Raw genomic sequence first — 14,280 nt, 5'->3', positions numbered from 1 at the left:
CTTCCCGAGAGGGCACCCAGCCCTCCGACCCGCCGTTCTGGCGTCCCAGCGACGGCCATTCTGCACCCGCCGGAGCCACCCGCAACCCCCGGAAAAAGCGCCCGGGGGTTGCGGGCGGCGCCACCGGCCGGTGCCGAAGACCTTTTCGCCGGGACGCCCGGACAACGGCCGCAATCCCAATGGCGCCCACCGCGCCCACGGACCGCCGCCACCCCGGCGTCACCCACTACCAACCTCAAGGAGGTCACCGATGCCCCAGCACCCACGCACCCTGGCCGACACCGACGCGCTCAACCGCATCTGCGCCGCCATCAACAACACCGGCCTATCCGGCGCGGACGCCTACATGGAGATCGCCAACCTCATCGCCGACACCGGCCGCCCGGTCGTGGACGACGCGATCCACATCACCGCTCGCGTCCGCCACGACGACTACGGCCTGCCCATCGCCAACGTCGACACCGACCAGGCAGGCATCACCGTCACCGTCTACCAGAACATCCGCCCACACGGCATCGCCGTAGAGATCACCACCGAGGATGGCACCGACCCCTCAGACCTCTCGGTCGAGATCAACGGAACCAGCATCTACAACGTGACCAGCGAAAACACTTGCCTCAACGGTAGTAAGTAGGGTACAATTAAATGCGAAGGGGTGAGGGACGGCAACCCGAGCCCCGAGCACTCAGGAACCCCCAGACGAAGGGAACAGCCAACAGTGGCAACCGCAACCCGCGCCCACCGGCGCACGAAGCGCACCGCCCGCGTCGAGGCCGCCGAGCAGGTCCCGGCCGAGACCGACGACACCGCGTCGGTCAACCAGTCCGTCGAGCCCGCCGACCAGATCGACACCGACGAGGCCGCGCCGGTCGAGGCCGACGCCACCGAGCAGGCCGACGCCACCGAGCAGGCCGACGCCACCGAGCAGGCCGACGCCACCGAGCAGGCCGACGCCACCGAGCAGGCCGACGCCACCGAGCAGGCCGACGCCACCGAGCAGGCCGACGCCACCGAGCAGGACGCCCCGGTCGGCGAGTCCGACATGCTGTCCGTCGACGACCTGCTCGCACACCCCGACAACGTGCGGGACGAGGCCAAGCCGAACCCCGGCCTGGTCGCCAACCTCAAGACCGACGGCGTTGCCGGACTGCTGTACCCGATCATCGTCACGGACCACCCGGAAGGCACCGGGTACCTCATCATCGACGGTCATGAGCGGGTGCTGTCCTTCCAGGAGGCCGCAAAGACCCGCGCCGACCTGAGCCACATCCCGGCGATGATTCGTCCGGACCTGGCCGACCGCGCCGCCCAGATCGTGACCATGCTGCGCACCGGTGTGCACCGCCGCCAACTCAGCAGCGTCGAGGAAGCACGCGGCATCCAGCAACTGGCGCTCGCCGGACTCACCGAGTACCAGATCGCCAAGCGGACCGGCTACAAGCGGCCACAGGTCAAAGACGCCCTCGCCGTCGCCGGTATCGACACCGACACCGCCACCAAGGTCAAGACCTACGGACTCGACCTGCACCAGGCCGCCGTGGTCGCCGACTTCGCCGACGACAACGACGCCGTGGCCCGCCTACTCAAGTCCGCCGAGAACGGCCCCATCGCCTTCGACAAGGCCGCTACCCAGGAGCGCGACGAGCGCAAGGAGGCTCAGCAGCGGCAGGCCCGCATCCAGGAGCTGACCGACGCCGGGATCACCGTCCTGACCGGCGACGACCTCTACGGCCACCACCCGGAGCGCAAGCGGATCAGTGAACTCATGCACGACCGGCAACCGGTCACCCCGGAAAACCACGCCGAGTGCCCCGGCCACGCCGTCGCCATCGAGCGCATCTTCAACGGCTTCCGCGAGTCGGTGTACTGCACCAACTGGCGCAAGCACAAGCACACCGACCGCTACGGCGGCAGCCGGAGCGTCACCGGCCCGATGAGCGACCAGCAGAAGGCCGAGCGCCGCACGGTGATCGCCAACAACAAGGCGATGAAGGCCGCCAACGAGGTACGCCGCAAATGGCTCACCACCCTGTTCGCCCGCAAGAGCATCAAGGGCGCGGCCCGCTACGTCGCCGAGACGATGGTGTCCCGGCCTCACTTCATCGGCCGGTGGGTACAGAAGGACGCGCCGCTGCTCGACGACTTCCTCGGCACCAAGACCAACCGTCACGACCTGGCCATCGTGCCCGCGTCGGCCAACGACGCAAGGTGCATCGTCTACGCCCTCGCCGCCGTCGCCGCCGCCCACGAGAACGAGATCACGCACGAGACGTGGCGGCACAACAACAGCGGCACCGCCCGATGGCTCGCGTTCCTGGCCACGGTCGGCTACGACCTCGATCCGGTCGAGCAGATGGTCATCGACAACGCCACCAAGGATCGCGCCGCCACCGAGGAGGACGAGGACACCGAGGACCTCACCGACACCCAGACGGCCGCAGCGGACCCGATCGCCGGCGTCAGCGCCGAGCAGGACCCCGGCGACCAACCCGCCGACCCGCATACCGACCAGGAGCACCAGCACGCCCCGAACGCCGATGCGCCGTCGCACACGGTCGAGACGGAACCCGAGCCGGACGACCACGAGCCGCACGACCAGGACCCGGCCGACGCCCACCGCGACCCCAAGCCGGTCACCACCGAGGCACCCGAACCGGCCGACCCGATCAACCGCGACGACCTGGTCGAGCTGGTGCCCGAGGACGCCAGCGCCCTCGCCAACGAGTACGCGCCCGCGTAACAGTCCTTCCCCAGACGGGTGGCCCGGCACCGGCCGGTGCCGGGCCACCCGCACGCTCACGTCCAAGCCAGGACAGCCGCCCGAGAGCCGGGCGACACAAACCGGAGCCGCCCTGACGGGCGGCGCTGCGCTTCCCGCCGCCGCGGCTGACGCCGCCGCGGCGGCCATTTCACCACCCAGCCGGCAGCCCATTGTGGGGCGCCCGGCCCGCCAGTCAAGCCCGCCCCCGGGGTCGAAAAGAATCTTGGCAAAGAGCGGCCAAGATTCTTTTCGCCCTGATCCGGGGGCGGGCTTGACTTCTGGGCCTCCACGGCGCCCCGCAATGCGCTTTTTGCCGGCCGGCCGGGGAAATGGGTGGAACCCCGCCCGGCCAGCCGTACGCGGCCAGGTCCGACCGGCCGTCACGTCCGCGTGCCCACGAACCGCGCCACGGTACGTGTGGTCCAGCCTCCCGCGCGCCTCACCGAGCGCCGTTTTCCCAGCTAAACACCGGTTCCGGAGTTGCCACCAAGCAGGCTAGTAGGGTACAATTAAAGCAGAGCGGGACGGGACGGCAAACCCGAAACGCTCCACAGGAACCCCTCGCCAGAAAGGCCATACCGTGACCGAGCCAGCGACCATCGCGCCGCCGCAGGCCACCGCCTCCCATGAACTGCACGTCTTCCACTACCCGACCCACAGCATCGTTGTCTCGATCATCGTCGACGCGATCGTCCGATGCGCCCCCGAAATCGCCGCCCACGTGCTCACCCACGAACACACCATCGACGGCCGCGACCTTCGCCGTGAGACCTCCTTCTTCCACCGCCGAAGCGCCGCCGAGGAGTTCGTCAGCCGCTGGGAATGCGACTACCGCGAGTACCCGACGCTCGGCAGCCTGACCGTGATCCGCCACGAAACCGCGCCCGCCGGCCGGCCCTACGCCGTCAAGGTCAGCGCACCCAACGGCGACGACGGCAACCCCAAACGCGGATGGCTCATCTATACCCCCGCCGGCCGCTATCTCGGCTTCGTGAACGAGGGATACGCAGGCCAGCAGGCCCTGGCCGCCGTGGGCGACGTCATCGAGCTGTGCACAGTGCCGACTACAGGCCAGCACTACCGCACCTGCGCAGGCGAGCCTTACCCGCATTCCTGAACGCGCCCGCCACCGGCGGAGAATGGAGCCCCGATGAGCCTCATCAACGCCTACGCACTGCGCACCGCCAGCGCGGCGACCGGATGGCAGCGCCTGCCCCACGACGCCGGAGTGACGCGCACGGCTGGCCCGATGCGCCTGAGCGTGTACGCCGAGCAGCACGGCTACTCGGTCGACGTGCGCGACACCCGCTCCCCGCTTCTGGCCGGCAACGCGGTGGAGGCATGGCACAACGACCCCGCCGAGGCCCTGGCCCTCGCCCAGCGCGCGGCCGCGTGGTTCACCGACTGAATCACCTGCTCACGCGGGGTGTGTCGGCACAGCCAGCGTTGACACACCCCGGATTAGTAGGGTACAATTAAAAGCAGAGCGGGACGGGACGGCAAACCCGAAGCGCTCGACAGGAACCCTCCACCGAAAGGACAACCGGCATGCAGCGTGAGCACCCCGAACCCCGGTACCCGCTCGCCATCGACATCAGCGCGGAACCCCAGCCCGGCGATCTCGCGCCGGCCACCTTCACCCGCGCGGTCGGACAGCGACTCGGCCAGATGCTCGGCGCCAAGCCCGACATGATGACCCTCCTGCTGACCGCGCCGACCGCGCCGGTCACCGCCCGGCGCACCAAGCACCGCATCGCGGTCGCTGGCGTCGTCGTGGTGATCAAGGGCAGCCCCGATCCGTTCCTGCTCACCACGCCGATCTACGAGGTCGAGGTCGACGGGCGGCCCGCGCCGTATGAGTTCACCTGGGATCGCCCGATCGTCGATCTGCTGGCCGAGGCCGCCCACCGCGTGATCAGCGAGCAAGAAGCCGCGCCCAGCACCGGCGCCTGATCCCTGCCCCTAAGTCCCTCGTCGGTGGCCGTGACTCGACTCCGGCCACCGGCGAGGCGGGCGACCACTTCGAAAGGTGACCTTCGATGAGTGCCCCCCTACGGCTGAGCATGCAGTTCTGCAAAGGCGGCTACGACATCACTAACCAGGTGTACGCGGAGATGGACGCCGACGAGGCCCGCGCCTGGGACGGCGATTTCTGCGTAGTGGCCCTCACGCGCGACGACGAGGACCCAACCACGTGGCGCATCGACCGCAGCGACGGATTCCTGCCCGACGACGCGCACGAGGAGCGCTTCACGCGCCCGGCGGCCGCCGTCGCATACCTCGCCGAGCGGGTCCCGTTCGCCTACGAGTTCGCCGACTGACGGGGGCACGCGGCACACCCGCGCGCCCCTCAGGCCCCCGACGAGACACACCCCCAACCGTGATCACCGGGGGTGCCCGCCGAGGCGGGCACCCCCGGGCACCCCAACACGCCCAAGTGGAGATCTGGAACAGTGACCATCACCGATCCCGGCGCCCACGCGTGCCGTATCTGCCGCGCGGTGCTCAACCTTGCCAGCGTCGACGGCCACCGCCGCTTCATCCATCCCCGGCCACCGGCGGACGGCCACACGCCCGACCCCGTACCACTGGAGGAGATGCCCGACGCGGCTTTCGTCTGCGACTTTTGCTCCTCCTCCAACCCGGTTTGGAGCTACGAGTTCGAGCCGCCGGCCATCATCGTGGTTGACCCACGCGACGAAGAGCCGATGCTGCAACGGGAGTTGGGCCGGCATTGGAGCACCTGCACCCCGTGCGCGCGCCTGATCGAGGCCCGCGACGCAGCCGGCCTCACCCGCCGCGCGTTGCGCCGAGTCGGCGACTTGTACTCCTCCCCCGTGGTCGAGCAAGCCGCGCCCTACTGGGCAGAACTCCACCGCCTGCTCATCGCGTCCGGCCCGCGCCACCGTCGCCCCCTCCGGCCGTCGCCAACGCCGCCGGCCACCGGGCAGACCGGCCCGGCGCACCGCCTGCGCCCCACCCACTTCCCCAAGATCCGCGACGGCCTCGCCCGGTACTGGCGCCAGCACTCCACAGACGATGTCGTGGCCGCCATGCGGCGCGGCACAGCCATCATCCCCGCGCACCTGGTGCCCGGCGCGCCCGACGATCGCGCCGCCGTCGCGATCGCGTGGCCCTACACGGCGCCGGTCGCCGACTACGCCAGCCTGATGGGCGCCCACACCGAACACGCCGCCCTCTACTGGATCGACTCCGACTTCAGCGCTCTAGCCCGGCACGCCGCCGCGACGCTGCCGGAGGTCCAAGTCAGCGAACACGAGGTGCCAGCCACTGAAGGACTGCTCATCTGGAGTGAGGCCGTCTGCACCGTGCGCCTGCCCGGCGTCCCCCACGACGTACCGATCGTCGCCGTCCAATGGGGACGCATCCCCGGCGGAACGTGGGTCACCTTCCACACCACGCCGGAGGCGATGCGCGCCACCGAGCCCAGCGGTCCCGAGCTGCAGCAGATCCGCGAGCGGATCGGTTGGCTCGCTCCCGTCATGACCGGCAACGCATTCCGCTGGGACATCCCGCACGTGGCCGACGACGACACCGCGCAGACCCTCTCGGCGACGCTGATCGCGACCTGGCTCCTCATCGCCCAGCCCTACGCCGAACAGAGCCACATCGAGCCCGACAAGGCCATACGCAAGGCGTACGCCCGCAAGAGCCGCCCCATGCCACCGGTACGGCTGGTACGGCTACGCCCCAGGAAACCGCAGCGCGCCAAGCCCAACGCCGAAAAGACCCGCGACTACAGCCAGCACCGCTGGTATGTCCCCGGATTCTGGCGTGAGCGACAGCCGCACGGCCCCGGCCGGAAGCTCCGCAAGCGCGTCTACGTCCAAGGCCACTGGAAAGGCCCCGAAGACGCCCCGCTCCTCATGACCCCCAAGGTCAACATCCTCGGCAGCGCCCGACCGCCCAAGAGGCCAGCCGACTAGGCCGGTCACTCCGCGCGCCCGAGCCCAGCGCCGGGCGCGCGGAGCGCCGCAGCCTGCCCGTCGACCCTGCCCCCGGCACTTCCCCGGCCGGGCGCGGGAACCGGCGGCGCCCGCTCCGCGCGGGCGGGTGACCGGATCCGGCGCGCATCGAGCGCGCCGGATCCGGAACGAGGGGCGCTCACGCGCCACCCCCTCGTGCTCCCCCGGCTACCCGTGCCGGCCGCCGCTCCCCAGTCACCCCTTCCACCAGCAAGGAGCAGCACCGTGCCAGCGCTCACCCTCGAGGTGCCGGGCTACAGCAGCATGAACGGCACGTACGACCACGACTTCGCCACCGCCGAAACCCGCTACCAACTCACCGCCGCCCGCTTCGACGGCGTCATCGTCGTCGCCCCGCACATCGAAACCGCGTACTACGAGTACACCGACAACATCGAGCCCTTCACACTCGACAGCGGCCGCCTCGCCATCAGGTATGGCGACCGCGACCCGTCCGTCAAACCGCACCGCTTCGCCGACTGGGACCGACTCACGAGGCGCAACCGGCCCACCGTCAACGGCGTACAACTGCTCGGCGGCACCATCGTCACGATCGCCAAGGCCTACCTCGGCGTCGACCGACCGATCCGCGCCCACAAGCTCGGCATCGGCGTCCACCGGGACCTCGACGGCCGCGCCGTGCCGGCACCGGACGCGACCGCGACACGGGTCGCCTCCGTCCTGGCGGCCCTGGCACGTCACTGGGCCGGCTTGCCCCCGACCGACCTCGCCGAACTGCGCACCGCAGCCGGCCGCCAGGTGGCGGCCGGGTACTGGGCCGACGCAGGCCGAGCCTTGGCGAAGACTCGCGAGCAGATAGCCGCCCTGCGCGAGCGGGAGCAACTGCTCATTCGCGAACGCGCCACCCTCTCAGCCCTGGTGCCGCCAGAGCACGACGAGCGAACCCCCCTGCCCCCAAGCAGGCCCTGACCGTCGCTCAACGCGGGGGCGCCCGGACCTGGTTGAGCTGGTGCCCGAGGACGCCAGCGCCCTCGCCAACGAGTACGCGCCCGCGTAACAGTCCTTCCCCAGACGGGTGGCCCGGCACCGGCCGGTGCCGGGCCACCCGCACGCTCACGTCCAAGCCAGGACAGCCGCCCGAGAGCCGGGCGACACAAACCGGAGCCGCCCTGACGGGCGGCGCTGCGCTTCCCGCCGCCGCGGCTGACGCCGCCGCGGCGGCCATTTCACCACCCAGCCGGCAGCCCATTGTGGGGCGCCCGGCCCGCCAGTCAAGCCCGCCCCCGGGGTCGAAAAGAATCTTGGCAAAGAGCGGCCAAGATTCTTTTCGCCCTGATCCGGGGGCGGGCTTGACTTCTGGGCCTCCACGGCGCCCCGCAATGCGCTTTTTGCCGGCCGGCCGGGGAAATGGGTGGAACCCCGCCCGGCCAGCCGTACGCGGCCAGGTCCGACCGGCCGTCACGTCCGCGTGCCCACGAACCGCGCCACGGTACGTGTGGTCCAGCCTCCCGCGCGCCTCACCGAGCGCCGTTTTCCCAGCTAAACACCGGTTCCGGAGTTGCCACCAAGCAGGCTAGTAGGGTACAATTAAAGCAGAGCGGGACGGGACGGCAAACCCGAAACGCTCCACAGGAACCCCAAACCCGAGGAGGGACAATGTCCAGCATCCGCATCGACGTGGAAGGCAACATCGCCACCGCCCCCGAACTGCGCATCACCCCCACCGGCAAGAGCGTGTGCAGCTTCCGCCTGCTGAGCACCGCGCGCATCCCGGACGGCAACGGAGGCTGGCGCGACGGCGACACCACCGCCTTTGAGGTCACCATCTGGGGCAAGCCAGCCGAGAACGCCGCCACCCGGCTACGCAAGGGGCACCGCGTGCAGGTCACCGCCTCCCGCATCACCGCCGAGGCATGGACCGACCGCGACGAGGCCATGCGGACCACAATGAAGCTCACCGCCGACCGCGTGGCCCTGGTGATGAACCTCGACCAGCAAACCGAGCGCACCGGGGCCGACCGCGCCACCGACCGCGAACCCGTCGCCGCCTGACGACCCCAGCGGACCGAAGGGCCGACCCCCACGCGGGGGTCGGCCCTTTCGCATTTCCCTTACGACACAACAGATGCCGGGTTGACAACCGGACCTAGTAGGGTACAATTAAAGTAGAGCGGGACGGGACGGCAAACCCGCAGCGCTCGACAGGAACCCCAACGGCCAGGAGGACCGAAACCGTGACCCAGCAAGCAACCGGTGCAACCGCCACGCTGAGCGCACCGCCCGCCCCCACCGACGAGCTGCACCTGTTCCACTACCCCTCGCACAGCGTCGTCGTGCGGATCATCGTCGTGCACGACCCGAAGTGGCGCTCGGTGTGCCAGCGGCACGAGCACACCCCGGACGGCGCACACCTCATCCGCTCAACCCGCCTGTTCGCCAGCTACGAGGAGGCCGAAACGTTCGTGGGCAAGGCCGCATCTGTCGGCCAGGTCCCGAGGACGAACGTCACGGTGTCCACCGTGCGCCACCGCGTCGAGCCGATCGGCCCACGCCTCGCCGTGAAGATCGACGCGGACAACGACCGGGACGGCAACCCCCGGCGCGGTTGGATGATCTACACCGCCGGTGGTCAATACCTCGGATTCGTCAACGAGGGGTACAACGGATCCGCCGCCCTCACCGTGGCCGGAGACGTGACCGAGCTCGGCACGATCGACGTGATGCCCCGCGTGTACCGCGACCGCGAGCGCGAGCCCTACCCGCAGCCGCTCTGACCAGCCCGAATGGGTGCGTCAACCGCTCACCGATGTTGACGCACCCGAGATTAGTAGGGTACAATTAAAGTAGAGCGAGACGGGACGGCAAACCCGAAGCGCTCGACAGGAACCCCCCGCGAGGAAAGGCGAATCCCGTCATGGGCAACCAGCAGCCGGCCGAGACGACCCACCACCGCCCGGCCACCTTCCCTGTCCCGGCCGAGCCGGTCAGCGGCGAGCACCCGATGTTGACCTTCACCCGCGACATCGCCCGCCGCATCCGCGCCACGGTCGGCGCGGCCGCCATCGACTACATGAGCTACCAGCAGTTCCCCCCGAGCGCTCCCGCCGAGCTGCACGGCTGGAAGCGGCACCAGATCGGCATCGCCGGGCACACCGTGGTCATCCTCGGCGTCCCTGACGCGTACCTGCAAGGCGTGACTGACTACACCGTCGAGGTCAGCGGGGAGCCCGCGCCGTACCGGTTCCTCTTCAGCCGGCCGCTGGCCGAGTTGCTGGCCGACGCGGCGAGCGCCGTCATCACCGCGCGCCGCACCGCGTAGCCCCGCCCGGATCCCTCGCCGGCGGTCGTGACCCACTCCGGCCGCCGGCGAGGCCACCAACCCGCGCCCAGCCACGAAGGGAGCCGACCCATGGAGCCCGTGCCCGTGCACTGGCAGTTCTGCCGCAACGGCACCGACATCACCAGCCAGCCGCTCTACGCCGAGGACGACGCCGACGAGGCCCGCGCATGGGCGCCCGAGGGGTTCTGCGTCGTGGTCCTCACTCGTGACGACAGCGGCGCGTGGCGCATCGACACCAGCGACGGCCGCCTGCCCGACGACGCCCACGAGCAGGAGTTCACCCGCCCCGCGCACGTCCTGGACTACCTCACCCAGTGGCACGGCGTGCCCTACGACGTGACCACCGCCGACCTGTGACCACCCACCCGACGCGAGGAGACACAGCGATGACCATCACCGCCCCCGCCACCACCCAGCCAATCGAGATCCCCGCCATCTACCGGCGCATGGAGGTGCACGCCGTACCGGCCGAGCCCGTACCAGCCGAGTGCGGAGCCACCACGCACGCCCGGGAGTTGGCCGCCGCCCTGTGCACCACCCTGCGCGGGCAAACCTGGCAGGCCGTCACCCGTAGCCCCTACATGCCGCACCCGATGGTCGAGCTTCGCTCGGACATCATGGTCATGATCGACGGGCGGCACCTCGTGGTCGTGGCGCACCGCCGCCCGGCCGGAACCGACCGCGACCTGTGGTCGATCCGTGTCAACGGCCGGTCGATCCCGCACCGGGTCTTCCCGCGTGAGATCCCGCACGCAATCGAGCCCATCACCCGCAGCGTGTGGCGCCACCACCACGGCATGTCCGTCGACGGGTGCGACAGCATCGGCTGCCCCGGCGCCGCCATCTTCGCCACCTGGGGCAACCGGTCGATGTGCCGACGCTGCGCCCAGCGCTACGCCGACACCGGCCAGTGAGCCTACCCCCGATCATCCACATTAGACACTAAAGGAGTGCCCCGATGGCCTGGATCGACATCATCGACGACAACAGCCGCGCCAAGATCGACGCGAAGCTGACCGAACGTGGCGCCGAGCACCTGCGCTACGCCAACGGTGACCGCGAGTTCGCCGCCTTCCTGCTCGTGGCCGACGCCTTGGCGTACAAGCACTTTGGCTTGTCGATCTTCGATCTGCCCGACTACTGCTGGCGCGACGCCTACGACGACGAGATGACCCCGGCGCAGGCCCTGCACGTGGCCCTCGAAGCCGGAATCTGAACCGGTCCCGGTTGCAGAATGCGAACTTAGTAGGGTACAATTAAATGGTCGGGGTGAGGGACGGCAAACCCGAGCCCCGACCAGGAATCCACCGACGAAGGGATCGCCAAGGCATGAGCAGCATCGAGCGCGTCCGCGTCCTGCAGGGGCACACCAGCGAGGACACCGCCTACCTCGTGGACGACTACCCGTACAGCCGCTCCCGGCAACTGCGCTGCAAGATCCGCTACTGGATCGAGACCGCCGCCAAGGGCGCCAAGAAGGGCCAGCAGCGGTTCGTCAGCCAGACCACCGACGCCCGGCGCGGCAACGTCTCGTGGAACAAGCCGCACGGCAGCACGTACGCCCTGATGGCCGTGATGTTCCTGGACGACGAGGACCACGTGCAGTGGACCGGCGTCAGCGAGTACGGCCTCACGCCGGAGAACGACGCGTGGTGGCGCTACCGGGGCATCGTCGAGCAGTTCACCGACGAGCAGCGCGCTACATACCAGGCCCTCATGCGGCTGTCCCGCCGCTACGCCCGGCAGTGGGACGGGTGGGACGCCAAGGTGAACGCCATCGCCGCACACCTGAAGACGACCGGCCAGGAACCGGCCACGGTCAACAGCGTGTGGGACAGCCCCACCGGGCGGATCTACCTACCCAGCGAGCACATGGCGGTGTGCCTCGCCGCCGCCCGCGAGCGGCTGACCGCCGCCTGACCCGGACCCCGGCACCCGCCCCGGCACTTCCCCGGCCGGGGCGGGACCGGCCCTCACCGCCCGCCGGGGTAACGGAGCCGGCTGCGCATCGAGCGCGCCGACTCCGGCCGAGGGGCGCTCCGCGCCGCCCCCTCGCGCTCCCCCGGCGCGCGTCGCACGGTCCGTAACCACCCTCACCCCAGGAGTGCACCCATGCCCGAACCGATCCGGCTCGGCACGCTCACCGCGGCACAGCGCGCCGAGCTCAAGCCCGATGACCGAATCGTCATCGCGGACAACACCACGCACCGGCTCGGGACTGTCCTGATCGAACGGGACGACGCCAGCGGCGAGTACATCAAGGCCGTGGCGTTCTCACTCACCGCGGACCGGTGGCTCAACCTGCTCACCGGCTACCCGGCACACGACCCGCGCGCCGATGCCGAGTTGGAGCGTGTTGCCCGCTACTACGACGCGCGGGAACTCGCCGTCGACCTGGACGCCGCGCGCCGGCTGGCCGAGCACCTGCGCCGTACCGAGCCGCACAGGTACGCGGCCACCGTCGCCCTGCTCACCGACCCGCAGGTCTGGGCCGACGAGGATGGCCTCTGCGTATGCCCGCTCGCGCGCCATTGGAGGCACGCGCCCGGCCGCCGGGCCGGCTGCCAGGCCGGCCAGTACGAGCCGGCTCCAGAGTCGCCAACCGAGAGCTAGTAGGGTACAATTAAATGGTCGGGGTGAGGGACGGCAAACCCGAACCCCGGCCAGGAACCCGCCCACGAAGGGGATCGCGCGGCGTGAGCCGTCGAGCGCGTCCGCTTCCTGTGGGGCTCCACCCCTGGTACGCCCGACAACTACCCACAAAGGACGGACGGCATGGACGACTTCTGGAAAGCCATCGAGGCGCAGTGCGACGAGCTGCGCAAGGCAGCGACCGCTGACGAGGTGATCGCCATCCTCAACCGGTACGGCCCGCCAAGCTCGGGTGACGCGTTCTTCGCCGGCGGCGGCGGGGACCTGTCAGTCAGCGAGTGTCTTCGTGAGGCTGGCTGGAGATTCACCTGGAGCGAAGCAAGGTACTTCTGGGTCATGCGGGCCCCGGCAGACGGCTCGCTGCTGACCTACATCGAGGGCGATGTCTACAAGGGCGACGTCGCCAGGAAGTCCTAAGTGGTGACCGGCTGGGAGCTGGCGATCGACTTGCCAGCCGAGGGTTAATAGGGTACAATTAAATGGTCGTGGTAAGGGACGGCAAACCCGAACCCCGACCAGGAACCCACCGACGACAGAAGGGCACTACGCGTGACCACGACCCTCGTGCGGACCGACCCGCACACGCTGCGCCACCTGCGCCCGGACGACTACCGGTTCGTCGCCGCGTTCGACAACGAGCCCGAGCGTGACTGCGACGCCTACCTGGACGACCCGGACCGGCACAGCCTCGCCATGGACATCGCCGCGCAGATCGGCGACGCGCCGCAGATCGCCGAGCACTGGCGCGCCCGGCTGGCTGCCCAGGCGATGCCGGACGGGCACTGGAACCGCAGCGGCGGCGGCCGGTGCGACCACTGCGGCGCCCGCCCCCGTTACGTCGCGGTCCTGCGCCACCTGCCCACCGGGCAGCTGCTGCCGGTCGGGGAAACCTGCCTGGACAACCGGTTCGGCGATGACGCCGTGGAGCACCTGGACCGGCTGCGCGGGCAGGCCGCCGCCCGCCGGGAGCGCGTCAGCTGGCGGCTGCAGCGCACCGCGTGGCTGTCCGCCGACCCCCGCCACGTCGAGGCGATCATCTACCTGCACGCGCGGGTCAAGGCCGCCGACCTTCCGGTGTCCCGGTTCGCCGACAGCGTGGCCAGCTTCTGGGACCGGCCGTCAACCACCCACCTCACGCCGCGCCAGGTCGAGGCCCTGCTCGAGATGCGCGACCGCGAGGCCGCCGCGCGCCGTCGCGCCGAGCAGCCCGACAGCCAGGCCCCGGAGGGACGCGTCAGCGTCTGCGGCACCGTCGTTGCGGTCCGCAAGCACGACGGCTACAGGGGCCGGCGCGAACTCAAGCTGATCGTGCGCGACGACCGGGGCTTCGCGGTGTGGGTGACCCGCACCGCCGAGATCGGCCGCAAGCTCGGCTGGGACGCCGACGCCTACCGGGGCGCGCGGATGACGTTCACCGCCACCCTCGCCCGCTCCGCCCGCGATGCCAGCTTCGCGTTCGCCACCCGGCCCACCCAGGTCACCGCGACGGCCGCCGCCGCCTGACCGCCGCAGCCCTCGCGCAGCAGGGGGACCGGTCCCGGGCCGCATCGAGCGCCCCGGGGCCGGTGCGGGGCGCTCAC

The 14,280-nt window shown here is 70.3% G+C and carries 18 protein-coding genes; all 18 read left to right on the top strand.

Features of this window, described 5'->3' with window-relative positions:
• Positions 1-250: 250 nt before the first annotated feature.
• The 18 genes from V6V89_RS10045 (at position 251) to V6V89_RS09960 (ending at position 14,203) form a co-directional block, all read left to right on the top strand.
• Complete coding sequence (locus V6V89_RS10045; protein ID WP_334618745.1) at positions 251-634, top strand: hypothetical protein; 384 nt, start codon at positions 251-253, stop codon at positions 632-634.
• A gap of 84 nt (positions 635-718) precedes the next feature.
• Complete coding sequence (locus V6V89_RS10040; RefSeq protein ID WP_334618744.1) at positions 719-2,740, top strand: ParB/RepB/Spo0J family partition protein; 2,022 nt, start codon at positions 719-721, stop codon at positions 2,738-2,740.
• Positions 2,741-3,341: 601 nt separating this feature from the next.
• On the top strand, positions 3,342-3,878 hold the full coding sequence (locus tag V6V89_RS10035; RefSeq protein ID WP_334618743.1) for a hypothetical protein: 537 nt from the start codon (positions 3,342-3,344) through the stop codon (positions 3,876-3,878).
• 33 nt (positions 3,879-3,911) lie between these two features.
• Positions 3,912-4,169, top strand: a complete 258-nt coding sequence (locus tag V6V89_RS10030) for a hypothetical protein (protein WP_334618742.1) — start codon at positions 3,912-3,914, stop codon at positions 4,167-4,169.
• Between the two features lie 140 nt (positions 4,170-4,309).
• Positions 4,310-4,714, top strand: a complete 405-nt coding sequence (locus V6V89_RS10025; RefSeq protein WP_334618741.1) for a hypothetical protein — start codon at positions 4,310-4,312, stop codon at positions 4,712-4,714.
• Positions 4,715-4,800: 86 nt separating this feature from the next.
• Positions 4,801-5,082 carry a hypothetical protein gene (locus tag V6V89_RS10020; RefSeq protein ID WP_334618740.1) on the top strand — a complete coding sequence of 94 codons (282 nt, stop codon included), beginning with the start codon at positions 4,801-4,803 and terminating at the stop codon, positions 5,080-5,082.
• A gap of 132 nt (positions 5,083-5,214) precedes the next feature.
• Positions 5,215-6,708: a hypothetical protein gene (locus V6V89_RS10015; RefSeq protein WP_334618739.1), complete on the top strand. Its 1,494-nt coding sequence runs from the start codon at positions 5,215-5,217 to the stop codon at positions 6,706-6,708.
• Positions 6,709-6,972: 264 nt separating this feature from the next.
• On the top strand, positions 6,973-7,677 hold the full coding sequence (locus V6V89_RS10010; RefSeq protein WP_334618738.1) for a hypothetical protein: 705 nt from the start codon (positions 6,973-6,975) through the stop codon (positions 7,675-7,677).
• A 687-nt stretch (positions 7,678-8,364) separates the two neighbouring features.
• Positions 8,365-8,760 carry a single-stranded DNA-binding protein gene (locus V6V89_RS10005; protein ID WP_334618737.1) on the top strand — a complete coding sequence of 132 codons (396 nt, stop codon included), beginning with the start codon at positions 8,365-8,367 and terminating at the stop codon, positions 8,758-8,760.
• Positions 8,761-8,942: 182 nt separating this feature from the next.
• Entirely contained in the window at positions 8,943-9,482 is a 540-nt protein-coding gene (locus V6V89_RS10000) for a hypothetical protein (RefSeq protein WP_334618736.1), read from the top strand.
• 140 nt (positions 9,483-9,622) lie between these two features.
• A complete protein-coding gene (locus tag V6V89_RS09995; protein WP_334618735.1) occupies positions 9,623-10,027 on the top strand; it encodes a hypothetical protein in 405 nt (134 codons plus the stop codon).
• 90 nt (positions 10,028-10,117) lie between these two features.
• A complete protein-coding gene (locus V6V89_RS09990; RefSeq protein ID WP_334618733.1) occupies positions 10,118-10,405 on the top strand; it encodes a hypothetical protein in 288 nt (95 codons plus the stop codon).
• 29 nt (positions 10,406-10,434) lie between these two features.
• Complete coding sequence (locus V6V89_RS09985; protein ID WP_334618732.1) at positions 10,435-10,962, top strand: hypothetical protein; 528 nt, start codon at positions 10,435-10,437, stop codon at positions 10,960-10,962.
• Between the two features lie 44 nt (positions 10,963-11,006).
• Positions 11,007-11,264, top strand: a complete 258-nt coding sequence (locus V6V89_RS09980; RefSeq protein ID WP_334618731.1) for a hypothetical protein — start codon at positions 11,007-11,009, stop codon at positions 11,262-11,264.
• Positions 11,265-11,377: 113 nt separating this feature from the next.
• Entirely contained in the window at positions 11,378-11,968 is a 591-nt protein-coding gene (locus V6V89_RS09975) for a hypothetical protein (protein ID WP_334618730.1), read from the top strand.
• 192 nt (positions 11,969-12,160) lie between these two features.
• The gene (locus V6V89_RS09970) at positions 12,161-12,661 is read left to right on the top strand and encodes a hypothetical protein (protein WP_334618729.1); all 501 of its coding nucleotides are present in this window, start codon (positions 12,161-12,163) and stop codon (positions 12,659-12,661) included.
• Positions 12,662-12,823: 162 nt separating this feature from the next.
• Positions 12,824-13,117: a hypothetical protein gene (locus V6V89_RS09965; protein ID WP_334618728.1), complete on the top strand. Its 294-nt coding sequence runs from the start codon at positions 12,824-12,826 to the stop codon at positions 13,115-13,117.
• A 132-nt stretch (positions 13,118-13,249) separates the two neighbouring features.
• Positions 13,250-14,203: a hypothetical protein gene (locus V6V89_RS09960; RefSeq protein ID WP_334618727.1), complete on the top strand. Its 954-nt coding sequence runs from the start codon at positions 13,250-13,252 to the stop codon at positions 14,201-14,203.
• Positions 14,204-14,280 lie beyond the last annotated feature (77 nt).

It is taken from the genome of Micromonospora sp. CPCC 206061, from assembly GCF_036906915.1.
Classification (GTDB): domain Bacteria; phylum Actinomycetota; class Actinomycetes; order Mycobacteriales; family Micromonosporaceae; genus Phytohabitans.
The sequence above is the reverse complement of the archived record's forward strand: the minus strand, read 5'-3'. Positions and strand labels throughout refer to the sequence as shown.

Excerpts from the sequence above, each read along its gene's own strand:
- V6V89_RS10030 (WP_334618742.1), top strand. The coding sequence starts at position 3,912 with ATGAGCCTCATCAACGCCTACGCACTGCGCACCGCCAGCGCGGCGACC.
- V6V89_RS10045 (WP_334618745.1), top strand. The coding sequence starts at position 251 with ATGCCCCAGCACCCACGCACCCTGGCCGACACCGACGCGCTCAACCGC.
- V6V89_RS09975 (WP_334618730.1), top strand. The coding sequence starts at position 11,378 with ATGAGCAGCATCGAGCGCGTCCGCGTCCTGCAGGGGCACACCAGCGAG.
- V6V89_RS09985 (WP_334618732.1), top strand. The coding sequence starts at position 10,435 with ATGACCATCACCGCCCCCGCCACCACCCAGCCAATCGAGATCCCCGCC.
- V6V89_RS09995 (WP_334618735.1), top strand. The coding sequence starts at position 9,623 with ATGGGCAACCAGCAGCCGGCCGAGACGACCCACCACCGCCCGGCCACC.
- V6V89_RS10005 (WP_334618737.1), top strand. The coding sequence starts at position 8,365 with ATGTCCAGCATCCGCATCGACGTGGAAGGCAACATCGCCACCGCCCCC.
- V6V89_RS10025 (WP_334618741.1), top strand. The coding sequence starts at position 4,310 with ATGCAGCGTGAGCACCCCGAACCCCGGTACCCGCTCGCCATCGACATC.
- V6V89_RS09965 (WP_334618728.1), top strand. The coding sequence starts at position 12,824 with ATGGACGACTTCTGGAAAGCCATCGAGGCGCAGTGCGACGAGCTGCGC.
- V6V89_RS09980 (WP_334618731.1), top strand. The coding sequence starts at position 11,007 with ATGGCCTGGATCGACATCATCGACGACAACAGCCGCGCCAAGATCGAC.
- V6V89_RS09990 (WP_334618733.1), top strand. The coding sequence starts at position 10,118 with ATGGAGCCCGTGCCCGTGCACTGGCAGTTCTGCCGCAACGGCACCGAC.
- V6V89_RS09970 (WP_334618729.1), top strand. The coding sequence starts at position 12,161 with ATGCCCGAACCGATCCGGCTCGGCACGCTCACCGCGGCACAGCGCGCC.
- V6V89_RS10020 (WP_334618740.1), top strand. The coding sequence starts at position 4,801 with ATGAGTGCCCCCCTACGGCTGAGCATGCAGTTCTGCAAAGGCGGCTAC.